This is a genomic window from Massilia sp. YIM B02769, from assembly GCF_030411995.1.
In the GTDB taxonomy this organism is placed as follows: Bacteria; Pseudomonadota; Gammaproteobacteria; order Burkholderiales; family Burkholderiaceae_D; genus Telluria.
In genome coordinates this window covers 85736-112020 of the sequence record NZ_JASNRC010000002.1, presented here as the reverse complement: position 1 = coordinate 112020, position 26285 = coordinate 85736, and the positions used below count along the sequence as shown (strand labels likewise).

The following is a 26285-nucleotide window of genomic DNA, read 5'->3' as shown; positions in this document are numbered from 1 at the left end:
GGCTGGCCTTTGTGTTGTAGATGGAAGAGATGAACGGTCATTATCAGAAGCGTAATAGATGAACCGACATTATTTCACTTTTCGATGCGAATCGGATGGCTCCTCCGGCCAAGCCGTCCAGAGTAGGCACGCTTGCGCGTACACGAGAACAAGGTGAAATCCTACATGGACAGAATATACACATCTTGCCAAAAGCTGAACGAGCTAGTACTGTATATCCATCCAGTACTTTTGCATTGCCCGTCATCATGTCTTCCTTACAAAACAATACTCCACCGGAAGAATTGCATCCATCGCTGTGGCTGGCCTCGCAGCTGGCGCGCGCGAATACGCGCTGCGTCGACACCGGCCACCCGGTGCTATCGAAGCAGTTGCCGGGCGGCGGCTGGCCCACCGGCACCCTGGTCGATTTGCTCGTGCAGCAGCCCGGCATCGGCGAGATGCGCCTGCTGCGCCCGGCCCTGGTGGCGGCGGCTTCGCGCCGCATCGTGCTGCTGCAGCCGCCGCATCCGCCGCAGGCGCTGGCGCTGGCCGCGCTCGGCCTGCCGCCTTCGCAACTCATCTGGCTGCGCGCCACGCGCACCAACGACGCGCTGTGGGCCGCCGAGCAGGTGCTGCGCAGCGGCAGTTGCGGCGCGCTGCTGTTCTGGGCCAACCACGTACGCGGCGAAAGCCTGCGCCGCCTGCACCTGGCGGCGCAATGCGGCGAAACCCTGTTCTTCATGATGCGTCCGCTCGCCGCCGCGCACGATGCCTCGCCGGCGCCGCTGCGCCTGTCGCTGCGGCCCGCCGCCGGCGGGCTCGACGTCGGCTTCGTCAAACGCCGGGGGCCGCAGCGCGAAGCGCCGCTGTTCCTGCCACTCACTCCAACTTTGCTCCAACGACATGCGTTTGTGGATCGGCCTGCACCTGCACCAGTTACCGCTCGAGGTTTTCAGCCCGAACTGGTGCAATGACGCCGGCAGCGTCGTGCTCGAGCAGGAGCGCGTGCTGGCAGCCTCCCCGGCAGCGCGCGCTGCCGGGGTAGCACCCGGCATGCGCCGCGGCGGGGTCCTGGTGCTGATGCCCGACGTGCGCCTGCACGTGCGTTCGCCCGAGCGCGAGGCCGAGGCCCTGAACACGGCGGCGCTGGCGCTGCTGCAGTACACGCCGCTGGTGGCGGTGGCCGAGGAATCGACCCTGTTGATCGACATCGGCGCCAGCCTGCGCCTGTTCGGCGGCATCCGCGCGCTGTGCCGGCGCGTGCGCGCCAGTTTGCGCGCGCTCGGCTACTCGGGCGTGCTCAGCTGCGCACCCACCGCACGCGGCGCCTGGATGCTGGCCCGGCGCCGCGCCGGCCGCGCCATGCGCATCGAATCGCTCACGCGCCGGCTCGACAGCCTGCCCGCCAGCCTGCCGCCGCCGGCGCGCGCCTATGCCACCTGGTTCGAGGGCATCGGCTGCTTCAGCCTGGGCGCCATGCGCCGTTTGCCACGTCCGGGTTTGCAGCGGCGTTGCGGCCGCGCACTGCTCGACATGCTAGACGCCGCCTACGGCATGGCGCCCGAGCTGTTCGAGTGGGTCGAGGCGCCCACCAGTTTCCACGCCCGTATCGAACTCTTCGACCGCCTGGAAAATGCCGAGGAGTGCTTGATGGGCGCCGAACGCCTGGTGCAGCAACTGACCGGCTGGCTGTGCGCGCACCAGCTGGCCGTCGAGCGCATCACGCTGCTGCTGGAGCACGAGCGGGGCAGGGTAGCGCGGCCGCCCACGCCGGTCGACATCGCGCTGGCCGAACCCACCTGGCACGACGCGCACCTGGTGCGCCTGCTGCGCGAGCGCCTGGCCAAGCTGACCCTGGAGGCGCCGGTGATCGCGCTGGCGCTCGACGCCAACCAGGTGCAGCCGATGGCGCCGCCGAACGAATCGCTGTTTCCCGAGCCGGGCGGCAGCGAGGAAGACCGCCTGCGCATGTTCGAACTCCTGATCGCGCGCCTGGGGCCGGACAATGTGCTGCAGGCCTTGCCGCAGGCCGATTACCGGCCCGAGGTGGCCAACAACTGGGTGCCGGTGCAGGAAAAGGTGCGCGAAACGGTGCGCGCTTCGCAGATGCCGCCCGACGTGGAAAGCCTGGCGCGGCCGACCTGGATTCTGGCCAAGCCGATTGCGCTGCTGATGCGCAATCATCGGCCCTTCTATGGCTCGCCCTTGAAGATGGCGTCGGAGGCGGAGCGGATCGAGGCGGGGTGGTGGAGCCAGACGCAGACGCGGGATTACTTCATCGCCGAGGGACAGGATCACACGCTGTACTGGGTGTACCGGGAGCGGATTGTCGGGTCAGGCGAGGATGAAGCGCCAAGGTGGTACTTGCATGGCTTGTTTGGCTAAAACGAAAGGCGAGACGCCGCAGGTCCGCTCCTACCGGCGGACCTCGATGCGGCCATGCCGGCAGGCAGGGCCGTGCGCGCATCAAATCTTCCCGATCTGCCGGTCGATCGCCTTCTGCGCCCGTTCGTTGCGCTCGCTGTAGCGGTCCGTCAGGTAATCCGTACGCCCGCGCAGCAGGAGCGTCATCTTGAACAGCTCTTCCATCACGTCGACCACGCGGTCGTAATAGGCCGAAGGCCGCATGCGCCCGGCCTCGTCGAATTCCTTGTAGGCCATCGGCACCGAGGACTGGTTCGGGATCGTGAACATGCGCATCCAGCGACCCAGCAGGCGCAGGGTGTTGACCACGTTGAACGACTGCGAGCCGCCGCAGACCTGCATCACGGCCAGCGTGCGTCCCTGGCTCGGGCGGATCGCGCCCATCTCCAGCGGAATCCAGTCGATCTGGTTCTTCAGGACCGCCGTCACTGCGCCATGACGCTCCGGGCTGCACCAGACCTGGCCTTCGGACCACAGGCACAGTTCGCGAAGCTCGACGACTTTCGGGTGCGTTTCCGGCACGCTGCCGGCCATCGGCAATTCCATCGGGTCGAAGATCCTTACCTCGGCGCCGAAGTGCGCCAGGATGCGCGCCGCCTCCTCGGTCAGGAAGCGGCTGAACGAGCGCTCGCGCAGCGAGCCGTACAGCAGCAGGATGCGCGGCGGATGATCCATGCCGGAGGCGGGCGCCAGCTTGTCCAGCGTCGGCAGGTCCAGCAACTCGGGCCGGATGTTCGGGAGGTCGGCAAGCTTGTCCATGTGTTCCTTTCGTTCAGCCCAGGCGCAGCGCCAGCGCGGCCAGGGTCAGGAGGAGGATCGGCAGCGTCAGCACGATGCCGACGCGGAAGTAATAGCCCCAGGAGATACGAATGTCCTTGCTGGCCAGTACGTGCAGCCAGAGCAGGGTGGCCAGGCTGCCGATCGGGGTCAGCTTCGGGCCCAGGTCGGCGCCGATGACATTGGCGTAGACCATGGCTTCGCGCACCACGCCCTGGGCCGAGGTGGCGTCGATCGCCAGCGCGCCCACCAGCACGGTCGGCATGTTGTTCATGACCGAGGACAGGATGGCCACGACGAAGCCGGTGCCAAGCGCCGCGCCCCACACGCCATGTTCGGCGCAGCGTTCGAACAGGGCGGTGAGCCCGGTGGTCAGCCCGGCGTTGCGCAGGCCATACACCACCAGGTACATGCCCAGCGAGAACACCACCACCTGCCAGGGCGCGCCGCGCAGCACTGCCCGGGTCGAGATTTGGTGGCCGCGCGCCGCCACCGCCAGCAGGACCACGGCGCCGGCCGCCGCCACGGCGCTGATCGGGACGCCGGCGTCGTCGAGCCAGAAAAAACCGACCAGCAGCAGCGCCAGCACCCACCAGCCGGCGACGAAGGTGGCGCGGTCGTGGATGGCCTGTTCGGGGCGTTTCAGCTGGGCCAGGTCGTAGTCGGCCGGGATGTCCTTGCCGAAGAACCAGAGCAGCGCCGCCAGGGTCGCGGCCACCGACACCAGGTTCACCGGCGCCATTACCGCGGCATAGCGCGCGAAGCCGATGCCGAAGTAGTCGGCCGAGACGATGTTCACCAGGTTCGACACGACCAGCGGCAGGCTGGCGGTGTCGGCGATGAAGCCGGCGGCCATCACGAAGGCGAGCGTCGCGCGCGGCGTGAAGCGCAGCGCGGCCAGCATGGCGATGACGATGGGCGTGAGGATCAGCGCCGCGCCGTCGTTGGCGAACAGCGCGGCGACCGCGGCGCCGAGCAGCACCAGCATCGTGAACAGGCGTTTACCGTTGCCGCCGCCCCAGCGCGCCACGTGCAGCGCGGCCCACTCGAAGAAGCCGGCCTTGTCGAGCAGCAGGCTGATGACGATCACGGCGACAAAGGCGCCGGTCGCGTTCCAGACGATATTCCACACGACGGGAATGTCCGCGACCTGGACGACGCCGCTGAGCAGGGCGGCCAGGGCGCCGGCGCTGGCGCTCCAGCCGATGCCCAGCCCGCGCGGCTGCCAGATGACGAGGATGAGCGTGACCAGGAAAATGAGGGAGGCAATCAGCACGGCAGGCCCTCAAGCGTGCGGGGCAGGCGCGACGCTGCCGATGCGGTCGAGCGCGGCCTTGAACCTGGCGCGGTCCTGCGCCAACTCGTCCAGCGGCAGGGCCAGGAAGGCCTCGATGCGCGCGCGCAGGATGGCGTAGGCCTGCTCGAAGGCGGCAGCGATGTCCTCCTCGCTGCCGACGACATGGCTCGGGTCATCCACGCCCCAGTGCGTGCGCAGGACCGGGCCGAGGTAGGCCGGGCAGGCTTCGCCCGCCGCGCCGGCGCAGACGGTGACCACGATGTCGGGCGTGGCCGGCAGCGCGTCCCAGGATTTGCTGTAGTAGCCATCGGTGGCGATGCCCTTGCTGGCGAGCAGGGCCAGCGCCCGTTCGTTCAGCTTGCCGGTGGGCTGGCTGCCGGCGCTGATGGCGCGCCAGCCGGCCGGGGCGAGGTGGTTGAAGACGGCTTCGCCGATCAGCGAGCGGCAGGAATTGCCGGTGCAGAGAAACAGGACGTTCATGTGGGCTTTCGCAAAAGACGGTTCAATTACCGCAGGAGGTGGCGCCTGGTGCGCAGGCGGGCGTGCCGCTCGGCGCGCAGGGATCGCCGCCGCAGCAGTTTTCAGTGAGGAAGCCGAGCAGGGTGTTCATCGTGTCGAAGCGCGCGGCATAGATGACGAAGCGGCCTTCCTGGCGCGGCGCGACCAGCCCGGCGTGGGTCAGTTCCTTCAGGTGGAAGGAAAGCGAGGAGGCGGGCATCTGCAGCGCCTGGGCGATCTTGCTCGCAGCCAGGCCGGCCGGCCCGGCCTGCACCAGCAGGCGGAAGGCGGCCAGGCGCGATTCCTGCGCCAGGGCGGCCAGCGCCGCGACGGCGTCCGTATTGTCCATGTCGGTTCCCTTTGTCGATTCCATATTTCTAGTATAGTCGAAATGTTGTGCAATGCAAACTGGAGCCTGCCTTGCACGCCTCGCCGATCGCGTGCAGAGTAGCGCCTCCATTGCAACGGAAGGACACCATGCTCACCGAACGCGTCGATTTCCAGGGGCCGCACGGCAAACTCTCGGCCAAGCTCGACATGCCCGACGGCGCCCCGCGCGCCTACGGCGTCTTTGCCCATTGCTTCACCTGCAGCAAGGACGTGCTGGCGGCAAACCGCATCTGCCATGGCCTGGCCGAGCGCGGCGTGGCCATGCTGCGTTTCGACTTCGCCGGCCTGGGCGCCAGCGCCGGCGACTTTGCCGACACCAATTTTTCTTCGAACGTGGGCGACCTGGTGGCAGCCGCCGACTTCCTGCGCGCGCACTTCGAGGCGCCGCGCCTGCTGGTCGGGCACAGCATGGGCGGCACGGCGGTGCTGGCGGCGGCGCACCGCGTTCCCGAGTCCAGGGCGGTGGTGACGATTGCCTCGCCGAGCGATCCGCACTACGTGGTCGACAAGCTGCTCTCCGAGCACCTGGAAACGCTGGCCCGGCTGGGCGAGGCGCGGGTCAAATTGGCGGGGCGCGATTTCCAGATCCGCCAGCAGTTCGTGGAGGATGCGACGCGGCATCAACTGGCGGACAGGATTGCGGATCTGGGCCGCGCGCTGATGGTGATGCATGCGCCGCAAGACGATACGGTCGATATCGCCAACGCCGGGCGCATCTTCGAACTGGCCCGCTACCCGAAAAGCTTCGTCTCGCTCGACGGTATGGACCATCTGGTGACGGGCAGGGAAGACGCCGCCCAGGTGGCTGCGCTGATCGCCGCCTGGAGCGCACGCCATATTGCAAGCTGAGCGTGGCCCGGGGTCTTCCGCCATGGGCGGCACGCAAGGCGGGCGGTGCTTGTCCGGGTGATAACGAATCCGGGTATAATGCGGGCAGGGTGATCATGCCGTCCAGGCATGACAGGACGTGCGTTGGTCGGGCCGCCGCGCAGACTACTTGCGTCCCTTGCCCATGTTCCAGTCTTGCCATCCCGCCACCCGCCACCCGCCATCCGGTAACGACAACTTCCCCGCTCGATCCAGGCCGCGCGCAGCCCGCGCCCGCGCGCCGTGTTCCATCGACAGTTCCTGAGTCCGCGCCAGCCGCTGCCGCACACGGCACCCATCCGCAGGCGCAAGCCTTCCGCCATCCATGACGACCGGCGCCCCGAGCCGCCATACCAGGACGCCACACCACCATGCGCATCGAAAAAAAGCTCTCGAACACATTCAAAGAATTCATGCGGTCCGGCAAAGCCGGCGGCATCCTCCTGATCCTCTGCACCCTGGTCTCGCTGCTGCTGGCCAATTCTGCGCTGGGACCCGCCTACCTCGGCTTCTGGCACGGCTACGTGGCCGGCCTGAGCATCGAGCATTGGGTCAACGACGCCCTGATGGCCATCTTCTTCCTGCTGATCGGCCTCGAGCTCAAGCGCGAGCTGTACAACGGCGAATTGTCCGACCTGCGCAACGCCATGCTGCCCATCCTGGGCGCGGTCGGCGGCATCGCCGTGCCGGCGCTGATCCACTTCCTGTTCAACGGCGGCACACCTACCCAGGCCGGCATCGGCATCCCGATGGCCACCGACATCGCCTTTGCCCTCGGCGTGCTGAGCCTGCTCGGCAACCGGGTGCCGGCCTCGCTCAAGGTGTTCCTGGCCGCGCTCGCCGTCATGGACGACCTCGGGGCCATCATCGTCATCGCCGTGTTCTACACGACCCAGCTGTCCTTTGCCTGGCTGTTCGCGGCGCTGGGCGTGTTCGCGGCCCTGTTCCTGATGAAGCGCATGCTGCGCGTGATGGCGCTGCTGCCCTACCTGCTGGGCGGCGCGCTGATGTGGTACTGCATGCTGCAGTCCGGCGTGCACGCCACCATCGCCGGCGTGCTGCTGGCCTTTGCGATTCCGTATTCGGCCATCGAGGACGACGCCGAGTCGCCTTCGCACCGCCTCGAGCACGTGCTGCACAAGCCGGTCGCCTACCTGATCCTGCCGATCTTTGCACTTGCCAACACTGGCATCGTGATCGGCGCCGGCTGGGCCCAGGAACTCTTGTCGGCCAACAGCCTCGGCATCCTGCTCGGCCTGGGCGTCGGCAAGCCGGTGGGCATCGTGCTGGTCACCTTCGTCGCGGTGGCGGTCGGCGTGTGCCGTTTGCCGCTCGACCTGGCCTGGCGCCACATCCTGGGCGCCGGCCTGCTCGGCGGGATCGGCTTCACGATGTCGATCTTCATCACCAACCTGGCCTTTGCCGGCCAGGCCGAGGCGATCAACGCCTCGAAGATGGCGATCCTGCTGGCCTCGTTCGGCGCCGGCGTGGCGGGCTTCGCGTGGCTGAAATTCATGGGTGCGCCGCTGCCGTCCGACCTCGATCCGGATACCATGGACTTCGAGAGCGAACCGGCGCGCTGAAGGAGGCGGCAAACGCGGCATGAAGACGATTCTCCACCCGGCCAGGGCAGTCGCCCTGGCCTTCCTGCTGGCGATTTTTTTCGGCACCGTGCTGCTGGCGCTGCCCGTGGCGCGCGCCGGCGGCACGCCCGCGCCCCTGTTCACCGCCTTCTTCACCTCGGTGTCGGCGGTGTGCGTGACGGGCATGGTCACGGTCGACACCGGCACCTACTGGTCGACCTTCGGCCAGGCGACCATCATGCTGCTGTTCCAGATGGGCGGTTTCGGCATGATGACGGCCGCGACCCTGCTCGGCCTGATGGTCAACCGCTCGCCGCGCCTGCGCGCGCGCATGATAACGCAAACGGAAACCCGCACGCTGGCCTTGGGCGATGTGTCCGCGATCGCGCGGGTCGTGCTGGTGGTGGCCCTGTTGTGCGAAATGCTCGTTTGCATCGTGCTGACGCTGAGGATGCATTATGGCTACGGCCTGGACTGGCGCGCAGCGCTGTGGTCGGGCCTGTTCCATGCGGTATCCGCCTTTAACAATGCCGGCTTCTCGATCCATGCCGACGGCTTGGTGCGCTACGCCGGCGACGCCCTGGTGCTGCTGCCGATCATGCTGGGTTTTATCGTCGGCGGCATCGGCTTCCCGGTGCTGCACGATCTGCGCCAGCGCCTGCGCGACCCGCGCCACTGGTCGCTGCATACCAAGCTCACCCTGGCCGGCAGCGCGGTGCTGCTGTCCGGGGGCTTTCTTGCCGTGCTGTTCTTCGAGTGGGACAATGCCCGCACCCTGGGGCCGCTGGGCATGGCCGACAAGATGCTCAACAGCCTGTTCATCTCGGCGGCGGCGCGCACTTCCGGCTTCAACACGGTCGACATCGCCGCGCTGCACCACGAGACCTGGGCCCTGCATTATTTTTTGATGTTCATCGGCGGCGGCAGCGCCAGCACGGCCGGCGGCGTGAAGGTGGCCACCGTGGTGGTGCTGTTCCTGCTGGTGCTGGCCGAGGCGCGCGGGCACACCGATACCGAGGCCTACGGCCGCCGCGTCGGCGCCTCGGCCCAGCGCCAGGCGATCACGGTGCTGGTGCTGGGCAGCATGCTGGTGGTGTCCGGCACCGTGTTCCTGCTGCGCCTGACGGATTTTCCGACCGACCAGGTCATTTTCGAAGTCATCGCCGCCTTCAGCACGGCCGGCCTGTCGACCGGGATCACGGCGCAGCTGCCGGTATCCGGCCAGGCCGTGCTGCTGGTGCTGATGTTTTTTGGCAGGGTAGGGACCATCACGCTGGCGACTTCGCTGGTGCTGGGGGAACGCCGCATGCCTTACCGTTATCCCGAGGAGCATCCAATTGTTGGGTAGGATTTTTACAGAGCAGTTCGCTTTTTCGGCGAGCGACAGCGTGGTCGTCATCGGTCTCGGCCGCTTTGGCGGCGCCGTGTCGCAGTCGCTGGTGCGGCTCGGCCACGACGTGATGGGCATCGACCGCAAGGAAGACCTGGTGCAGGTGTGGGGCGACCGCCTGACGCACGCCGTGCAGGCCGATTCGACCAACGAGAACGTCATGCTGCAGCTGGGCGTGGCCGATTTCTCGCACGCCATCGTCGCCATCGGCTCCGACCTGGCGGCCAGCCTGATGACCCTGATGGTGCTGACCGAACTCGGCATCAAGGACATCTGGGTGAAAGCCATGAGTCCGGAGCACGGCCAGATCGCCACGCGCATCGGCGCCCACCACATCATCTATCCCGAAGCCGACATGGGCGAGCGCGTGGCCCACCTGATCACCGGGCGCATGATGGACTTCATCGAGTTCGACGACGGCTTCGGCATCGCCAAGATCCACGCGCCGCTGTACACCCACAACCAGTCGCTGGCCGAATCGCAGGTGCGCTCGCGCTTTGGCGTCACCGTGGTCGGCGTCAAGCGCGCCCACGAGGACTTCCAGCATGCCCAGCCGGAGACGCGGGTCTTGCCGGCCGATTTGCTGATCGTGTCGGGGCCGACCAAAAAAATCGAGGAATTCGCGCGCGGGGAAAAGAAGAAGCGCTAGCGCCTGCGGCGGGCGGACATTTGTCGGGCAGCGGCGACAGACCGGCGCCGGCGCCGCCGTGGATGCAAGAAACGTTTGTGCAGATGCGGATTCGCAGCGAAAATCGCGGCTGATGCCCTTTCCTTTAGGGAATTTTCAGGATTTTCGCAACAGATGAACGCACCCGACACCCCACCATCCCCGCCATCCCCTTCGCTGCGCGAGGCCATCGCCCACCGCTTCAGCCTGCTCGACGACAAGGCCGACGACGCCGAGATCGACCGCAGCCTGCGCGCCGGCGTCGAGCTGCGCGGCGCCACGCCCTGGATTTTGATGTTCGCGATCGTGATCGCCTCGGTCGGGCTGAACACGAACTCGAACGCCGTGATCATCGGCGCCATGCTGGTCTCGCCGCTGATGGGGCCGATCGTCGGCCTGGGCTACGGCCTGGGCATCTTCGACTTCGCCCTGGTGCGCCGCTCGCTGGTGAACCTGGGCATCGCCGCCGGCATCAGCCTGCTGACCTCGACCCTGTACTTCATGCTGACGCCGCTGGACGAAGCCCAGTCGGAACTGCTGGCGCGCACCACGCCCTCGCTGTGGGACGTGTTGATCGCGCTGGCGGGCGGCCTGGCCGGCATCATCGGCCAGACCCGGCGCGAGAAATCGAACGTGATTCCCGGCGTGGCCATCGCCACCGCCCTGATGCCGCCGCTGTGCACGGCCGGCTACGGCCTGGCCAACGGCGACTGGTCGGTGTTCGGCGGCGCCTTCTACCTGTTCTCGATCAACTGCGTCTTCATCGCCTTTGCCTCGGTGGTGGTGATCGAGTTCCTGCGCCTGCCGCACCGCAAGTTCGTCGACCCGCGCCGCGGCCGCCGCGTAAAGGGGGCGCTGCTGTTCATCGTGGTGGTGACCGGCCTGCCCAGCATTTACCTGGCGGTGCGCCTGGTCGACAACGAGGTGTTCAAGAGCCGCGCGCGCGACTTCGTGCGCCAGGAATTCCAGGCGGCCAAGGTGCACGTGCTGGAATCGAGCGTGGACCCGGCCAGGCGCGAGATCGAAGTCACCCTGATCGGCGCGCGCCTGCCGGTTTCCGCCATCGCCGCCATCGAGGCGCGCCTGCCCGGCGCCGGCCTGCAGCGCGCGCGCCTGTCGGTGCACCAGGCGCAGGCGGAAGACACGGAAAAGATCGACGTCGGCAGCCTGAAGGCCGACATCCTGGCCGACATCGTGCGCAACAACCAGCAGGCCCTGCACGACCGCGACGCGACCATCGCCGGCTTGCGCGCGCAGCTCAGCACCCAGCAGGGCTGGATCGAGCAGGCCGCGGCCGTGACGCGCGAGTTCGAGGCCCAGTATCCGCAATGCGGCAACGTGCTGGTGGGACGGGCGCTGCCGCCGGGCGCGGGGCAGACGGTGCCGGTGCCTTTCCTGAGCGCCGACTGCCGGCGCATGCCGAAGGCCGATGAGCTCAAGCGCATCGACGCGTGGCTGAAGGTGAGGACGGGGAATCAGGAGGCGCGCATGACGATTGCGGTCAGGCGCGGGAAGCTGGTGCGGCAGGAGGATCTGGCGGCTGCGGCTGCGGCTGCGGGCGGCGCTGGCCGCTAGCGTGTGATCGGTCGCACCGTTGGTGGTACGGTGGGGTCCTTGATGCCAGTGGCATCAAGGACGTGCCCACGCGGAAGCTGGCGCTGTGCGAACGCTATTTGAACGGTGACGAATGAATGGCCGCGGCGTCATCCCGGGAGGCACCGCGACATGATGACGGAGCCGCGATAACACAGCCAGCATGACGCGGACGTCCGCGTGGGCACGGCGTGCCCACCGTACGGTTGACGCTAACGGTTACTGCTTACTCGTCAAAGTCTTCGGCGAGGTTCTTCCAGCCGCGCGCCTTGGCAAACGGCGCGAATTCCTCCGGTGCCTCGAGCACGATCAGCTTGCGTTCCTGCAGGCCCGGATCGCTGTGTCCGAAATCCGGCCCCTTGTAGCCGAGCGCACGCAAACGGTCGATGATGTTCTTGACCAGCACACTGTCCTTGTACAAGCCGCCGTCGAGCGGTTTGGCAAAGTCCACGTACACGTCGATGATCCCGTAACCCTCGTCGAAAATGCGGATCGCCTTGACGTCGTGGGTACGGCCGGTGCTGTCCGCGGCCTGGAAAGGCCCGGACAACTCAATATCAGAGGAATCGGTAGTCATGGCCAGAGCATACCACCGACCCCGGATTTACTTCAGCGCCTTGTAGATCGCGTCCAGCCGGTCCGGCGTGCCCGGGATGCGTTCCAGGCGCGGGTAGCGCAGGCCGTCGTGGTAGTCGAGCGAGATGGTGCGCAGGTTGTTGCCTTTGCGGACCAGCAGTTCGATCGGCGTTTTCGTACCCTTGGCCGCCTTCACCGCCGCCTTCAGCACCTCCGCCTTGTAGGCGCGATTGTTCACCGCCACGACCGTCGTGTTGCCGGCCAGGCCAGCGCGGAAGCCCACGCCATCCCACACCATGTTGCTCACGCCGCCATCGGCGCGCACCGAGAAGCCCAGCGAGTAGCTGAAGTCGGCCGACTTGCTGCGCTCTTCCGCCGCCTTGATGGTGTCGGTCGGCGTGTCGGTATAGACCAGCTTCCAGCCGGCGCGTTTCAAGCCGTCGAGCGGAGCGCCCGGGCCGTGGCCTTCGACGCGCGAACGCAGGAAGGGCGCCCAGTCGAATTTCTGCACCTTGTCGAGCGCGGCGACCACGTCCTCGAAGGTGTAGAAGGCCGGCAGCATGCTGCCGTTGTCGATGCCGTAGAAGGCGCGCGCGAAATCGTCGAGCGAGCGCTTGTCGCCCGACAGTTCGCGGATCTTGGTGTCGACGTCGAGCCAGATCAGCGCACCTTCCGAGTAATAGTCCTCGCTGCGCTGCCAGTTGCTCCAGGCCAGGGCGCGGCGGCCGGCGATGATCGGGTCGTTCACCGTGTCCTGCATGGCGCGCCAGGCGCGGCCCTGCGTGTTGTCGTAGCGCGCGGCGGTGGCGGCCAGCGCGTCGCGGGCGCTGTCCTTCGATACCAGGCCCGAACGCGCGGCGAGGATGCCGCCCCAGTACTGGGTCTGGCCCTCGTACACCCACAGCAGGCTGTTCTGCAGCGGCGTGTTGAAGTTCGGGACGTCCTGGCCGGCCGGGCGGCGGAACTTGCCGTTCCACGAGTGGGTGTACTCATGCGGCAGCAGGTCGCGACCGGCTTCGCTGCGCGCCCAGTCGGTGAAGTAGCCCGGCTTGACGCCGTTCTCGCTCGACTGGTGGTGCTCGCGGCCGACGCCGCCGAATTCGTCCGACAGGGCCAGCAGGAAGTCGTAGTGCCCGTAGTGGTGCGAGCCGAACAACTTGAGTGCCTGCTGCACCATCGCACGGTGCGCGGCGATCTGCTCCGGCTTGGCTTCCAGGCTCTCGGCGTTGTCGGCAACCACGTTCAGCGACACGCGCACCTTGGCGCCCGGGTCGAGGTCGAACTGCTTGAAGTGGCGGCCGGCGAACAGCGGCGAATCGATCAGGGTTTCCAGGTCGTGCGGCTGGAACTGGATCTCGTCGCCCTGGCGCGTCGCGGTTTCCAGCGCGGTGCCGTACTGCCAGCCGGCGGGCAGGGTCAGCGACGGCTGCACGGTGATGCGGCGCGCGACATACCCGGCCGGGTACAGCGTCACCGACGGCCACTGCAGGCCGATGATGTCGTCGGTCATGACGATGCGGCCCTGGCCAGGGTCGAGCGGCGACAGGAACTGGTATTCGACGTCCAGGGTCGCCGCGCCTTCGGGCACGGTGACGTGGAAAGCGAAGACCTCGACCGGGTCGCGCGTCCATTCGACCGGTTTGCCGTTGGCGCTGAACTTCAGGCCGGCCAGCTGGGTCAGCGGGCCGCTCGGGCCGTGGTTCGCGGGCAGCCACTGCGGGTACAGGAAGGTCATCGGACCGGGCTTCACCGGCACCGTCATGCGCATGCGGAAAATCTGCTGCGACAGGTTGGTGGCATCGACCTTCAGGACGATGGTGCCGGGGTAGGGCTGGTCGACCGGCGCAGGGACGGCGGCGTGTGCGGGAAAGGCCAGCGCGAGGACCAGGGCGATGCTGGAAACGGATTTGGCGGCGAAGGAGAACGTGGCGTGAGCAGTCATCTTGGAAGCGGTTCGGGTGACAAAACCGGACGAGTGTAGCACGCGTAAAACAGAGGAATGTGGGGAAATACTTTGAAACATCAATGCAAATAATATTGGAAATTATCGTCAAAAATCCATATTTCGTATGCCTTGAAAAGCATTGGGGGTGGCATTAGATTGGTCCCAACGGATGCTCACGATGAGGTCCGTCAACTTATCGCTTAACTTAACGAGGATATTTACCATGCGTACTTTCGACCTGACTCCCCTGTACCGTTCCGCCATTGGTTTCGACCGCCTGGCCAGCCTGCTCGAGCAACGCGCCGAGTCGCAGCCGAGCTACCCGCCGTACAACATCGAACTGGTCTCGGAAGACCAGTACCGTATCGTGATGGCCCTGGCTGGTTTCAACCGTAACGAAGTGGAAATCGTCACCGAGCGCGATTCGCTGCACGTGACCGGCCGCAAGCAGAAGGACGAGACCCAGCGTACCTTCCTGCACCGTGGCATCGCCGCCCGCGACTTCGAACAGCGCTTCCAGCTGGCGAACCACGTGAAGGTCACCACCGCTTCGTTCGACAACGGCATGCTCACCATCGAACTGGTGCGCGAAGTGCCCGAGGCGCTCAAGCCACGCAAGATCGCCATTGGCGACGCGAACGGCACCATCGACAATGTTCAGCAAATCGAACAGCGTCAAGCAGCCTAAGGGCGTAGCGCAGTAGCGAAAAAGGGTGCCCGATGGGCGCCCTTTTTTACGTCTGCAAGCGGACAGATTTGTCCGTCAGGCCTGCAGCGTGGGTAGGGTGGGCGCCCCGTGCTCACGCGTAAACTGTGAACATTGTTGGCCCGCTTCACGCATTAGCACCATGCAGACGTCACGCGTGGGCACAGGAGCGCCCACCCTACGTATTGACGTGCGTGTCCACAGTCGGATGCACAGGCATCCCAACGTCCGCGCAACAGCCACCCGTAACGCTGAGTTTTAAGCATGTTCTAAGACAGATCGGCGAAACTAATCACCATGCGATAACCCGTTATCGGCAACCCTTACATCCAGGAGTACGTCCATGCAAAACGAAGGTGCAGTCACTGCCATCACCGCAAAACGTCTCACGCTGGCGCTCTGCGCGGCGGGCGTTATTGGCGGGGCGGTCGGTGCGATTGCAGTCAATCACAACAACGCCACCGCCCAGGCTCCCGCAACCGTCGCAGCGGCCCCCGCTCCGGTCCAGGCGCCGCCGGCCGTGGCCGGTGCGCCCGCGTCCACCGTCAGCCTGCCGGATTTCACCACCATCGCCAAGCAGAACGGCAAGGCGGTCGTGAACATCCGCGTCATGGGCAGCACCAAGACCAGCTCGCGCAGCATGCCGCAAATGAGCCCTGGCGACCCGTTCTATGAATTCTTCCGTCAGTTCCAGGACCCGCGCGGCGGTTCCCAACGTGACGCTCCCGTTTTCGGCGCCGGATCGGGCTTTATCGTAAGCCCGGACGGCGTCATCCTGACAAATGCCCACGTGGTGCAGGGCGCCGACGAAGTCACGGTCAAGCTGGCCGACCGCCGCGAGTTCCGCGCCAAGGTGCTGGGTTCCGACCCGCGCACCGACGTCGCCGTGCTGAAGATCGACGCCAAGGGCTTGCCGACCGTCCCGCTGGGCAATGCGCGTTCGCTGCAGACTGGCGAATGGGTGCTGGCCATCGGTTCGCCGTTCGGCCTCGAATCGACCGTCACCGCCGGCGTGGTCAGCGCCACCGGCCGCAGCCTGGGCAACGACAGCCAGGTGCAGTTCATCCAGACCGACGTCGCCGTCAACCCCGGCAACTCGGGCGGCCCGCTGCTCAATACCCGCGGCGAGGTCGTCGGCATCAACTCGCAGATCTACAGCCAGACCGGCGGTTACCAGGGCCTGTCGTTCGCGATCCCGATCGACGTCGCGGCGCGCATCAAGGACCAGATCGTCGCCACCGGCAAGGTGCAGCATGCCAAGCTGGGCGTGTCGATCCAGGACGTGGGCCAGGGCTTTGCCGATTCCTTCAACCTGGCGTCGCCCGAAGGCGCGCTGGTGGCCAACGTCGAACGCGGCAGCGCCGCCGAGAAGGCCGGCCTGAAGGCGGGCGACGTGGTGCGCAAGGCGAATGGCCAGACCATCGTCGCGTCCAGCGATTTGCCGGGCATGCTGGCGGTGGCCAAGCCGGGTGACAAGGTCGCGCTCGACGTCTGGCGCGAAGGAAAGATCGTGCGCCTGAACGCGACGCTGGCGAATGCCGACGACAAGCCAGCGCCGGACGAGCGCGAGGACATCGCCGCCGCCGACAAGGGCGCCAAGCTGGGCCTGGTCCTGCGGCCGCTGGAGCCGGTCGAACGGCGTCAGAGCGGCATCGCGTCCGGCCTGGTGATCGAAGACGCGCGCGGCGCCGCGGCGATTGCCGGCATCGCGCCGGGCGACGTGCTGCTGTCGGTGAACGGCAAGCCGGTCAGCAGTGTCGACCAGGTACGCGACATGGTCGGCAAGTCCAGCAAGTCGGTAGCCTTGCTGATCCAGCGCGGAAATGAAAGAATCTTCATTCCGGTGCGGATTGGCTAAGAAATCGTCTTGGCACAGCCGGATCACACACAAGAGGTAACACGATGCGGCTGTTATTGGTAGAAGACGATACGATGATCGGTGAAGTGGTGCTCGACCTGCTGCGGGCCGAGCACTACGCCGTCGATTGGGTCAAGGACGGCGAAATGGCCGATACGGCCCTGGTGCAGAACCAGAACTACGACCTGGTCCTGCTCGACCTGGGCCTGCCGCGCAAGGACGGCCTCGATGTCCTGCGCGCGATGCGCACCCGCAAGGACCGCACGCCCGTGCTGGTCGCCACCGCGCGCGACTCCGTCGCCCAGCGCATTGCCGGGCTCGATGCCGGGGCCGACGACTATGTATTGAAACCCTACGACCTCGACGAACTGCTGGCCCGCATCCGCGCCTTGCTGCGCCGTGCCGCCGGCCGCGCCGAACCGGTCTTCGAATACAAGAACATCTCGATCAACCCCGCCACCCGCGAAACCCTGGTCGACGGCGAGCCGGTCTCGCTGTCGGCGCGCGAATGGGCGGTACTGGAAGCCCTGGTGGCGCGCCCCGGCGCCGTGCTCTCGCGCGCCCAGCTCGAGGAAAAGCTCTACAGCTGGCGCGATGAAGTCAGCAGCAACGCGGTCGAGGTGTACATCCACGGGCTGCGCAAGAAACTCGGCAGCGACTTGATCCAGAACGTGCGCGGCGTCGGCTACATGGTGCCCAAGGCATGAGAATGACCCACTCGCTGCGCGGGCGCCTGTTGTGGTTCCTGCTGGCGGCCATCACGCTGGCGGCGCTGGCGCAAGCCTCGATCGCCTACAACACGGCGCTGTCCGACGCCGACCAGATCTTCGACTACCACATGCAGCAGATGGCGCTGTCACTGCGTTCGGGCACGCCGCTGTCGAACACCGAGGCGCGCGAGCGCGTCGACGAGGCGCCCGGCAACGACGACCTGGTGGTGCAGATGTGGTCGCCGGACGGCGTACAGGTCTTCCACAGCGTCTCGCGCGCGCGCCTGCCGCAGCGCGCGGTGCTCGGCTTCTCGAACGTCAAGGCCAACGGCACCACTTACCGCGTGTTCTCGATCCAGACCTCGGGCCAGACCGTGCAGGTGGCGCAGGACCTGGCCGTGCGCCGCAACATGGCCGGCAACCTGGCCCTGCGCACGCTCGGGCCGACGGCCGTCATGATGCCGATCCTGATGGTGGTGGTGTGGTGGGTGGTAAGCGGTTCGCTCAAACCGGTGGCGCGCGTGCGCAAGCAGGTGGCGGCGCGCCAGGCCGACGATCTGTCTCCGGTGTCGGAAGCCGGCCTGCCCGACGAGGTACGCCCGCTGGTGCACGAACTGAACCTGCTGTTCGGGCGTGTGAAAACCGCCTTCGACGCCCAGCAGCATTTCGTCGCCGACGCCGCCCACGAACTGCGCACGCCGCTCGCCGCCCTGCGCCTGCAGGCGCAAAGCCTGGACCGCGCCGCCGATCCGGAGGCGCGCAAGACGGCGGTGGCGCGCCTGACCGCCGGCATCGACCGCGCCACGCGCCTGGTCGAGCAGTTGCTGGTGCTGGCGCGCCAGGAAGCCTCGGCGGCAAACGGCGCGGCGTCACAATCCGTCGACCTGGCCGAGCTGGCGCGCCGTACCGTGGGCGACCTGGCCGGCCTGGCCCAGGCCAAGAACATCGACCTCGGCCTGCAGCATGCGGACGAGGCCAGCATCGCCGGCCAGCCCGACGCCCTGCACATCCTGCTGCGCAACCTGGTCGAGAACGCGGTGAAGTACACGCCGGGCGGCGGCACCGTCGACATCGCGCTGCGGCTGGAAAAGGATGCGGCCGTGGTCAGCGTCGAGGACAGCGGACCGGGCATTCCGCCCGAGGAACGCGAGCGCGTGTTCGACCGCTTCTACCGCGTGGCCGGCAGCGAGGCGGCCGGCAGCGGGCTCGGATTGGCGATCATCAAGGCGATCGCCGAGCGCCATGGGGCGACGCTGAAGCTGGACAAGTCGGAACGGCTGGGCGGGCTGGCGGCCGTCGTGCGCTTCCCGCTGGGGAAGGCTTGAATTACGAGCGCAGGTTCATCGGCAGGTCGCGCGACGGAAACTGATGACGCCGCTCGGCCGGCCGCGTGAGCACGCGCCGCGCCACATCGAACGGCACGCCCATTTTCGCCAGCTCGCGCGCAGGCGAGGGCTGGTCATCGTCGGCCGGCGTGTTGACGATGGTGTGGATGAGCAGGGCGGTCTTGTAGTCGGTGCGGCGGTCCATGGCCTATCCTAGCATGCGTACCGAAGTCCTTGTGCATACGGCAGAGCACGAACCGGCTCCCGGCCGTCACAGTTGTCATTACGTTTCGTTACACTCCTTACATCAATCGTGTGACGTGCTTCCGCAGAAAGATGTAATCTAAATTACAACTTTTGATTTGGAGCTCATTATGAAAAAAATCACCATCCCCGCCTTGATGCTGGCCGTTGCCATGGTCGCCACCGGTTGCAAGAAAGCCGACGACAATCCGAACATGGGCCCTGCGCAAGAAGCCGGCGCCGCCATCGATAACGCTGGCGCCAACACCGCTGCCGCCGCCCGTGAAGGCGCCGAGCGCGTCGACGCTGCCACCGACCGCGCCGCCGCCAACATCGAGAACGCCACCGAGCGTGCCGGCGAGAAAATCGACGCTGCCACCGACCGTGCCGGCGAAAAGATGCGTGAAGCCGGCGCCGAAGTGCGTCAGGAATCGCGCGAAGCCGGCCAGAACATCAAGGAAGGCGCAAGCGATGCCACCGCCGCCACCGGCCGTGCGGTCGAGCGCGCTGGCGAAAAGATTCAGGACGCATCGAAGTAATCGCACTGGCGAAGCAGGCGCTTCGCTGGAAATCGCTTCTCTCGCCTCGGTCATGCCGGGGCAGTGTCTTTTGGCGCCTCCACGGCAACGTGCGGCGCCGATCCGCATTTCTCTTGACGCACTTTTCTTGAATAACAAGTAGCGCATGTTGCATGCAATCCGGGAATTGATGCGTCCGCCGCCTGGCCTGGAATACGATTTCAGCCAGCCGGCGGGCGAGCCGGCGCTGGCGCCGCAGGATGGCGTCACCTGGCGCATCTTCGACAATCCGGTCTCGCTCTTCATCGGCGGGGTGACGGCGGTGCTGCTCGAACTGGCCGAGCCATCGGTACGTTCCGGTGTCTGGGACCACGGCGGTTTTGCGCGCGACCCCGGCATGCGCCTGCGCCGTACCGGCTTTGCCGCGATGATGACGGTGTATGGCCCGCGCTCGGCAGCGGAACAATTGATCGCACGCGTGGTGCGCATGCATGGCCGCGTCGTCGGCACCACGCCCGATGGGCTTGCCTACCACGCCAACGATCCGCGCCTGCTCGACTGGGTACAGGCCACGGCCGTGTTCGGCTTTGCCGAGGCCTATAACCGCTATGTGCGCCCCCTGTCGGCGCCGGAAAAGGATGCCGCCTTCCTCGAATCCGCGCCCTCGGCCCAGCTGTATGGCGCGACCGGCATCCCGCTGTCATGGTCCGCGTGGGAAGCGCTGCTCGCCGCGACCGCGCCCAGCCTGGAAGGTTCCGCCATCCTCGCCGATTTCCTGGACATCATGACCGGCGCGCCGATCGTGCCGGCGCCGCTGCGTCCGCTGCAGCGCCTGCTGGTGCGCGCCGCCGTCGAGATCGTGCCGGAGCCGGTGCGTTCGCTGCCGCAGCTGCAGGGGCGCGGCCTGCGCTTCGGCGAAGCGGCGCTGGTACGCACGCTGGCGCGCATCGCGGTGCTGCTGCCGCTGGGCGATACGCCGCAAGCGCAGGCGGCGCGGCGGCTGCGGGGAACGAACGCATGAGCAGGCGTTTGCAGGGCGGCAGCCCCGGCGCGTATGATGGCCGGTGCGGGCCTGTCCCGATGCACAGTTGTCGCCGGCACGGCGGCATGCTCGACGAGAAAACGAATCCAGGGTAAATGCGCGTACTGCTAGTCGAAGACGACCACATGATCGGCAAGGCCGTGCAGCAGACGCTGCGCGAAGCGGGCTATGCGGTCGACTGGGTCGTCGACGGCAGCGCCGCGCTCGATTCGCTGCTGTGCTTCAGCTATGACACCATCCTGCTCGACCTGGGCTTGCCGAAGCTCGACGGCATGGCGGTGCTGCAGGCGCTACGCGCCCGCGGCCAGGGCGTGCCCGTGATCCTGCTGACGGCGCGCGACGCGCTGGAGGACCGCGTCGCCGGCCTCGATGGCGGCGCCGACGATTACCTGGTCAAGCCTTTCCAGACCGACGAGCTGCTGGCGCGCATGCGCGCGGTGGCCAGGCGCCAGGGGCCGGCCGCAGCGCCGGTGCTGGGCAACGGCGTGCTGACCCTCGACCCGGCGACGCATGAAGCGGGAGCGAACGGCACGCAAGTGCGCCTGACCGCACGCGAATTCGCCTTGTTGCACGCCTTGCTGGTCCGGCCCGGCGCCATCCTGTCGCGCAGCGAACTCGAAAGCCGCATCTATGGCTGGAACGAGGAAGTCGAGAGCAATGCCGTCGAGTTCCTGATCCATTCGCTGAGGAAGAAGCTGGGCAGCCAGGCCATCAAGAACGTGCGCGGCGTGGGCTGGATGGTGAGCAGGAAGGCATGACGGCGTCGCTGCAATACCGGCTTTCGGCCAGCATTTCGCTGGCCGTGGTCGCGGTGGCCGGGAGCGCCGCCGCCTTTACCTTCGTCGCGTCCCTGAACGATGCCAACATCGCCCAGGACAAGCAGCTGCGCCAGACCGCCGGCATCATCAGCCGGCTCCAGGCCGAACCCGGCGCGCTGGCGGCGCGTCCGAAGCTGCGCGGCATCAGCCTGGAAGAGCGCATCGTCGTGCGCTTCCTGGGCGCCGAGGATGCCCAGGCCGGGCGCCAGGCGCCGTATTTTTCGCCGCGCATGCCCGACGGCCTGCAGACCGTGACCAGCGAAAACGAATCCTGGCGCGTGTTCGTGCGCACCGATGCGCACGGCGTGCGGGTCGCAGTGGCCCAGCAGACCAGCGTGCGCAACGCGGCGGCGCAGCGCAGCGCCTTGCGCTCGCTGATTCCCTTCGCCTTCCTGGCGCCGGTGCTGCTGGTGCTGGTGGCCCTCTTGATCCGCAAGTTGTTCGCGCCGCTGCGCGCGTTGGCCGTGCAGGTCGGGCAGCGCAGCCACGACGATGCGAGCGCACTCGCCGCCGCCGGCCTGCCGCGCGAAGTCCAGCCTTTCGTGGCGGAGATCAACCGCTTGCTGATGCGCGTGGGCCTGGCCATGCAGCGGCAGCGCCGCTTCATCGCCGACGCCGCCCATGAACTGCGCACGCCGCTGGCCGCCATGAGCTTGCAGGGCGAGCGCCTGGCGGCGGCCTCGATGCCGGCCGAAGCGCGCGAGCGCACGCTGGCGCTGGCCGATGGCCTGAAGCGCACGCGCCTGATGCTCGACGGGCTGCTCGCGCTCGCGCGTTCCCAGCAGGGTGGCCGGGACGCCGGCGCGCAGGCTTCGCTGGGACGCACGGTGCACACCGTGATCGAAGACGTGGTGCCGCTGGCCGACGAGCGCGGGATCGACCTGGGCCTGGTCCATCCCGGCGACGCGCTGGTACAGGCCGCGCCGGTGGACCTGCACATGCTGGTCAAGAACCTGGTCGAGAACGCGATCCGCTATGCGCCGCCCGGCGGCCGGGTCGACGTGTCGGTGCTGGGCGGGGAGGGCAGCGCGGAATTGATCGTCGAGGATACCGGCCCCGGCATTCCCGAGCACGAGCGCGAACGGGTGTTCGACGCCTTTTACCGGGTACTGGGGAACGGCGAACAGACCGGTTCGGGGCTGGGACTGGCCATCGTCAAGGCGGTGGCGGACGGGGCCGGCGCCACGGTCATGCTGGAAGATGCGGCGGCGCCCGGCCAGGGATTGCGCGTGCGCGTGCGTTTCCCGCTGCCGTAAGCGTCAGCGCCCCGCCAGTTGCTTGAGCGCCGAGGCGCCCAGCCGGGCCAGCCATGCGCGCACCCGGTTGGCATCGGCGGCATGCGAGAACTTGCCCTGGGCGTCGAGGAAAACCATCACGGTCGGGCGCTTCCTGACTACCGCATACAGCACCATGCAGCGGCCCGCCTCGGAGATGTAGCCGGTCTTTTGCAGGCGGATGCCCCAATTCGCGTTCGCGGTCAGGCGGTTGGTGTTGCTGTAGACGGTGGTGGCCTTGCCTTGGCGGATGCTGAAGCGGCGGTCGGTCGAGTAGCGCCGGATGGTCGGGTTCTTCTCGGCCGCGACCACCAGCTTGGCGAGGTCGCTCGGCGTCGAGACATTCGCGCTCGACAGGCCGGTCGGCTCGACGTAGCGCGTGTCCTTCATGCCGAGCGCGCGCGCCCTGGCGTTCATCGCCTTCACGAAGCGGCGCGTGCCGCCGGGGTAGGCGCGTCCCAGGGCCGAAGCCGCGCGGTTTTCGGAGCTCATCAGGGCCAGGTGCAGCATGTCGCGCCGCGTCAGTGTCGTTCCGACCTGCAGGCGCGACGAGGAATGCTTCAGGCGGTCGATGTCGGCCCGGGTGATGGTCAGCATTTGCCGCATGTCCTGCTTCGCCTCCAGCACCACCAGTGCCGTCATCAGCTTGGTGAGCGAGGCGATCGGCATGACCGCGTGCGCATTCTTCTCGTGCAGGACCGCCTGCGATTGCAGGTCGACGATCATCACCGCGCTCGACCTGAGCGCGGCCAGCCGGGCGGCGTGCGGCAGCTGGTCCTTGTGCGCCTGCGCGGGGAAGGTGAAGATGGTGAGGCAAAGCAGGAGGAGGGTGCGGAAGGCGGAAAGTCGCATGCTGGCCTGGGCGATACGGGATCGCCGTGCAAGTGGTCGGTAGTCGGGACGAAGCAGCGCAAAGCTGCGAGCTCGGCCATACTAGGACCCGACACTTAGCCAAGACTTAGCGTGGTTTTAATAGCCGGGGTCAGGTCTGACATTCGGACACGGCCTCAGCCTTGACTGCCGCGTAGCCGATGCCGGCCCCGCGTACCGGCGCCGGGAATCCGGACATACAGCTGGGTTCGTGTCTGAATGTCAGACCTGACCCCGGCTGTTCAGTTGCCGGCGTCCACCGCCTGCAAGGCCTGTTTCGCCATCGCCAGCGCGCCCTCGTAGGACTTGGCTGCGGCGATGAAGCGGCCGTTGTGGCAGAAGGTGGCGTCGGGCACGCCGGTGACCGCCGCCAGGTCGGCGTCGCGCAGGCCGGCCCAGGGCGCGGGCAGGTCGGCGCGTGCCTCGAAGCTCTCCGTGCTGACCGAGACCGTGTGCAGCATGTAGCGCTGCTCCCCGATGCTGTGGCTGATCACGAACAGCACCTTCGGCATTTCCTTGCGCACGATGCTGGACCAGGGCAGGGCGCTGTTGCTCAGGTAGAGCAGGCGCCCGTCTTCGAGGGTGTCGGCGTCGCGCACCTGCTCGACGGCCATCAGGGCGCCGACGCGGTACTTCACCGAATTGACCATGATGTCGGTCAGCAGCGCCATCGCGCGCCGGAATTCCTGCAAACGGAAGGCCTCGGTCGGCGCGCCGTAGCCGATGCGCTCTTCGTCCAGCCAGTTCGGGTTGAAGCCGGAGACGATGGCCGACAGGCCGTAGCCGCCGGGCGCGTTCTTGGCCGCGCCCACGTCCGACAAGTCCAGGTATTGCACGATGTCGGCGTCGATGGCATAGGCCATCTCCTGGGCCGTGCTGTCCCGCAGTTCGCGGCCGACGTAGCGCAGGGCCAGGGCGGCGACGCAGCGCGCGCCGTATTCGCGCCAGACCAGGCCGGCGCTGGCGTAGGGCACGCCAGTCGGGCGGGCGCCGTCGAAGCCTTTCTGGTGGTGGTCGAAGCGGCCGGTGGCCGGGTCCCAGATGCCGCCGACGTCGACGGCGAAGTCGGCGGCCTCGATGGCGGCGCTGTCGCGCGTGCGTACCAGCTCGGCGTCGGGAAACAGGATCTGCAGGACGGCGCAAGCCCACGCGTCATCCGCGTGGAACTTGCCGTTGTGGGTCACGATGACCATGGAAACTCCAATCAATTCTCTTTAGCGAATGCGGATGATACCGGCTTCAGGGCGGCGGGGCGAACAAGGGACGGGCAGCGTGCAAAAAGCGTTGGCGTTTGCCCGGCCATACGGTATCTTCATCCACTTGAAGATCGGGCAACATTTTCGATCGTCAACGACAACCGCCGCATATCAAAACCGAAGAGGACGATGTAGATGAACGAGTTGGTCAGCACTATCAATGGAATAATCTGGAGCCCGGCCCTGATCGTGCTGTGCCTGGGCGTGGGCCTGTATTTTTCGCTGCGCTCGCGCTTCCTGCAGGTGCGCCACGTGCGCGAGATGACGCGCCTGATGTTCGAAGGTAAAAGCTCGGAGCAGGGCGTCTCCTCGTTCCAGGCGCTGACCATGACCCTGGCCGGCCGCGTCGGCACCGGCAACATCGCCGGCGTCGCCACCGCCATCACCTTCGGCGGCCCCGGCGCCGTGTTCTGGATGTGGGCCGTGGCCTTCCTCGGCGCCAGCTCCGCCTTTGTCGAGTCGACCCTGGGCCAGGTCTACAAGGAGCAGATCGCCAGGGAATACCGCGGCGGCCCCGCCTTCTACATCGAGAAGGGCCTGGGCATGAAGTGGTACGCGCTCACCTTCGCCTTTGCCACCATCCTCGCCACCGGCCTGCTGCTGCCGGGCGTGCAGGCCAATTCCATCGCCGAAGGCCTGCAGACCGCGATCGGCATCGACCGCAACGTCACCGCCGCGCTGCTGGCGATCGCGCTCGGCTTCATCATCTTCGGCGGCGTCAAGCGCATCGCCACCTTTGCCGAAGTCATCGTGCCCTTCATGGCGCTCGGCTACATCATCGTCGCCTGCGTCATCATCTTCCTGCACATCGAGCAGCTGCCCGGCGTGATGAAGCTGATCTTCAGCTCGGCCTTCGGCCTGGACGCAGGCTTCGGCGCCATCGTCGGCATGGCGATCCAGTGGGGCGTGAAGCGCGGCGTGTACTCGAACGAGGCCGGCCAGGGCACCGGCCCGCACGCCTCGTCGGCGGCGGAAGTGAGCCACCCGGCCAAGCAGGGCCTGGTGCAGGGCTTCTCGGTGTACGTCGACACCCTGTTCGTGTGCTCGGCCACGGCCTTCATGCTCCTGATTACCGGCCAGTACAACGTCGAAGGCCCGAACGGCGCGGCGATGTACACCGGGGTGCAGGGCGTGGCGGGCGGCCCGGGCTATGTGCAGGTCGCGCTGGAACACGTGATGCCGGGCTTCGGCGCGATCTTCGTGGCGGTGGCGCTGCTGTTCTTCGCCTTTACCACCATCGTCGCCTACTACTACATCGCCGAAACCAACATCGCCTACATCGACCGCCATGCGCGCCATCCGTGGCTGAAGTTCGCGCTGAAGGTGGCGATCATCGCCGCCACCGTCTACGGCACCGTCAAGACCGCCGACCTGGCCTGGGCCCTGGGCGACATCGGCGTCGGCCTGATGGCCTGGCTGAACCTGGTGGCCATCATCCTGCTGCGGAACGTCGCCTTTAAGTGCCTGCGCGACTACGAGGCGCAGAAGAAGCTGGGCAAGGACCCGCAGTTCGATCCGCTGGCGCTGGGGATCGTGAATGCGCATTACTGGGAACAGCGCGTTGCCGACAGCAAGCGTAGCAGCGCGAAGGATGTGGACTTGACCAGCCGAGTGACTGAGTGAACCACCGGGCCGGCCCATCGATGCGGCCGGCTCGGGGCGCTAACGACGGCGGC

General features: G+C 67.0%; 25 protein-coding genes. 16 read left to right on the top strand and 9 right to left on the bottom strand.

What is annotated here, in order from left to right:
* Positions 1–248 precede the first annotated feature (248 nt).
* Positions 249–956, top strand: coding sequence for a translesion DNA synthesis-associated protein ImuA (gene imuA / locus QPK31_RS03230; protein ID WP_290421508.1), 708 nt, complete (start codon positions 249–251; stop codon positions 954–956).
* The gene (locus tag QPK31_RS03225) at positions 886–2367 is read left to right on the top strand and encodes a DNA polymerase Y family protein (RefSeq protein ID WP_290421507.1); all 1482 of its coding nucleotides are present in this window, start codon (positions 886–888) and stop codon (positions 2365–2367) included. Before imuA ends, QPK31_RS03225 begins: the two co-directional genes overlap by 71 nt.
* A gap of 81 nt (positions 2368–2448) precedes the next feature.
* Here the strand turns inward: QPK31_RS03225 and arsH are convergent, their stop codons facing one another.
* The 4 genes from arsH to QPK31_RS03205 are packed head-to-tail and all read right to left on the bottom strand — an operon-like array spanning position 2449 to position 5327.
* Positions 2449–3165 carry an arsenical resistance protein ArsH gene (arsH, locus tag QPK31_RS03220; RefSeq protein WP_290421506.1) on the bottom strand — a complete coding sequence of 239 codons (717 nt, stop codon included), beginning with the start codon at positions 3163–3165 and terminating at the stop codon, positions 2449–2451.
* 13 nt (positions 3166–3178) lie between these two features.
* Positions 3179–4459, bottom strand: coding sequence for an arsenic transporter (locus QPK31_RS03215; protein WP_290421505.1), 1281 nt, complete (start codon positions 4457–4459; stop codon positions 3179–3181).
* A gap of 9 nt (positions 4460–4468) precedes the next feature.
* Positions 4469–4960 carry an arsenate reductase ArsC gene (locus QPK31_RS03210; protein WP_290421504.1) on the bottom strand — a complete coding sequence of 164 codons (492 nt, stop codon included), beginning with the start codon at positions 4958–4960 and terminating at the stop codon, positions 4469–4471.
* Between the two features lie 22 nt (positions 4961–4982).
* Positions 4983–5327 carry a helix-turn-helix transcriptional regulator gene (locus QPK31_RS03205; RefSeq protein ID WP_290421503.1) on the bottom strand — a complete coding sequence of 115 codons (345 nt, stop codon included), beginning with the start codon at positions 5325–5327 and terminating at the stop codon, positions 4983–4985.
* A 128-nt stretch (positions 5328–5455) separates the two neighbouring features.
* On the opposite strand from QPK31_RS03205, the gene QPK31_RS03200 reads away from it, so the two are divergent.
* The 5 genes from QPK31_RS03200 (at position 5456) to QPK31_RS03180 (ending at position 11450) form a co-directional block, all read left to right on the top strand.
* Positions 5456–6217: a S9 family peptidase gene (locus QPK31_RS03200; RefSeq protein ID WP_290421502.1), complete on the top strand. Its 762-nt coding sequence runs from the start codon at positions 5456–5458 to the stop codon at positions 6215–6217.
* A gap of 389 nt (positions 6218–6606) precedes the next feature.
* Positions 6607–7818, top strand: a complete 1212-nt coding sequence (gene nhaA, locus QPK31_RS03195; RefSeq protein ID WP_290421501.1) for a Na+/H+ antiporter NhaA — start codon at positions 6607–6609, stop codon at positions 7816–7818.
* A gap of 19 nt (positions 7819–7837) precedes the next feature.
* The gene (locus tag QPK31_RS03190; protein ID WP_290421500.1) at positions 7838–9166 is read left to right on the top strand and encodes a TrkH family potassium uptake protein; all 1329 of its coding nucleotides are present in this window, start codon (positions 7838–7840) and stop codon (positions 9164–9166) included.
* A 40-nt stretch (positions 9167–9206) separates the two neighbouring features.
* Positions 9207–9857 carry a TrkA family potassium uptake protein gene (locus tag QPK31_RS03185; protein ID WP_290421499.1) on the top strand — a complete coding sequence of 217 codons (651 nt, stop codon included), beginning with the start codon at positions 9207–9209 and terminating at the stop codon, positions 9855–9857.
* Between the two features lie 153 nt (positions 9858–10010).
* Positions 10011–11450, top strand: a complete 1440-nt coding sequence (locus tag QPK31_RS03180; protein ID WP_290421498.1) for a DUF389 domain-containing protein — start codon at positions 10011–10013, stop codon at positions 11448–11450.
* 244 nt (positions 11451–11694) lie between these two features.
* Here QPK31_RS03180 and QPK31_RS03175 read toward each other — a convergent pair whose 3' ends face one another.
* A complete protein-coding gene (locus tag QPK31_RS03175) occupies positions 11695–12045 on the bottom strand; it encodes a hypothetical protein (RefSeq protein ID WP_290421497.1) in 351 nt (116 codons plus the stop codon).
* Positions 12046–12072: 27 nt separating this feature from the next.
* Positions 12073–13986 (bottom strand): M61 family metallopeptidase, encoded by a 1914-nt coding sequence (locus QPK31_RS03170; protein WP_290421496.1) that lies wholly within the window; start codon positions 13984–13986, stop codon positions 12073–12075.
* A gap of 226 nt (positions 13987–14212) precedes the next feature.
* Between QPK31_RS03170 and QPK31_RS03165 the strand changes: the two genes are divergently transcribed.
* From QPK31_RS03165 to QPK31_RS03150, 4 genes are all read left to right on the top strand, one after another.
* Entirely contained in the window at positions 14213–14677 is a 465-nt protein-coding gene (locus QPK31_RS03165; RefSeq protein WP_290421495.1) for an Hsp20 family protein, read from the top strand.
* Positions 14678–15038: 361 nt separating this feature from the next.
* Positions 15039–16553 (top strand): Do family serine endopeptidase, encoded by a 1515-nt coding sequence (locus QPK31_RS03160; RefSeq protein ID WP_290421494.1) that lies wholly within the window; start codon positions 15039–15041, stop codon positions 16551–16553.
* A gap of 44 nt (positions 16554–16597) precedes the next feature.
* Entirely contained in the window at positions 16598–17260 is a 663-nt protein-coding gene (locus tag QPK31_RS03155; protein WP_290421493.1) for a response regulator transcription factor, read from the top strand.
* The gene (locus QPK31_RS03150) at positions 17257–18588 is read left to right on the top strand and encodes an ATP-binding protein (RefSeq protein ID WP_290421492.1); all 1332 of its coding nucleotides are present in this window, start codon (positions 17257–17259) and stop codon (positions 18586–18588) included. Before QPK31_RS03155 ends, QPK31_RS03150 begins: the two co-directional genes overlap by 4 nt.
* A gap of 1 nt (position 18589) precedes the next feature.
* On the opposite strand, the gene QPK31_RS03145 is transcribed toward QPK31_RS03150, so the two are convergent.
* Positions 18590–18793: a hypothetical protein gene (locus tag QPK31_RS03145; protein ID WP_290421491.1), complete on the bottom strand. Its 204-nt coding sequence runs from the start codon at positions 18791–18793 to the stop codon at positions 18590–18592.
* Positions 18794–18962: 169 nt separating this feature from the next.
* Between QPK31_RS03145 and QPK31_RS03140 the strand changes: the two genes are divergently transcribed.
* From QPK31_RS03140 to QPK31_RS03125, 4 genes are all read left to right on the top strand, one after another.
* Entirely contained in the window at positions 18963–19370 is a 408-nt protein-coding gene (locus QPK31_RS03140) for a hypothetical protein (RefSeq protein ID WP_290421490.1), read from the top strand.
* 145 nt (positions 19371–19515) lie between these two features.
* Positions 19516–20370 (top strand): oxygenase MpaB family protein, encoded by an 855-nt coding sequence (locus QPK31_RS03135; protein WP_290421489.1) that lies wholly within the window; start codon positions 19516–19518, stop codon positions 20368–20370.
* Positions 20371–20486: 116 nt separating this feature from the next.
* Positions 20487–21149, top strand: a complete 663-nt coding sequence (locus QPK31_RS03130) for a response regulator transcription factor (protein ID WP_290421488.1) — start codon at positions 20487–20489, stop codon at positions 21147–21149.
* On the top strand, positions 21146–22465 hold the full coding sequence (locus QPK31_RS03125) for a HAMP domain-containing sensor histidine kinase (RefSeq protein WP_290421487.1): 1320 nt from the start codon (positions 21146–21148) through the stop codon (positions 22463–22465). The genes QPK31_RS03130 and QPK31_RS03125 overlap by 4 nt, the downstream gene beginning before the upstream one ends.
* A gap of 3 nt (positions 22466–22468) precedes the next feature.
* Here the strand turns inward: QPK31_RS03125 and pbpG are convergent, their stop codons facing one another.
* Together pbpG and QPK31_RS03115 are read right to left on the bottom strand one after the other, a co-directional pair.
* Positions 22469–23335 carry a D-alanyl-D-alanine endopeptidase gene (pbpG, locus tag QPK31_RS03120; protein ID WP_290421486.1) on the bottom strand — a complete coding sequence of 289 codons (867 nt, stop codon included), beginning with the start codon at positions 23333–23335 and terminating at the stop codon, positions 22469–22471.
* 260 nt (positions 23336–23595) lie between these two features.
* Complete coding sequence (locus QPK31_RS03115) at positions 23596–24546, bottom strand: MYG1 family protein (RefSeq protein WP_290421485.1); 951 nt, start codon at positions 24544–24546, stop codon at positions 23596–23598.
* A 198-nt stretch (positions 24547–24744) separates the two neighbouring features.
* On the opposite strand from QPK31_RS03115, the gene QPK31_RS03110 reads away from it, so the two are divergent.
* Positions 24745–26232, top strand: a complete 1488-nt coding sequence (locus QPK31_RS03110) for a sodium:alanine symporter family protein (protein WP_290421484.1) — start codon at positions 24745–24747, stop codon at positions 26230–26232.
* The last annotated feature ends 53 nt before the right edge of the window (positions 26233–26285 follow it).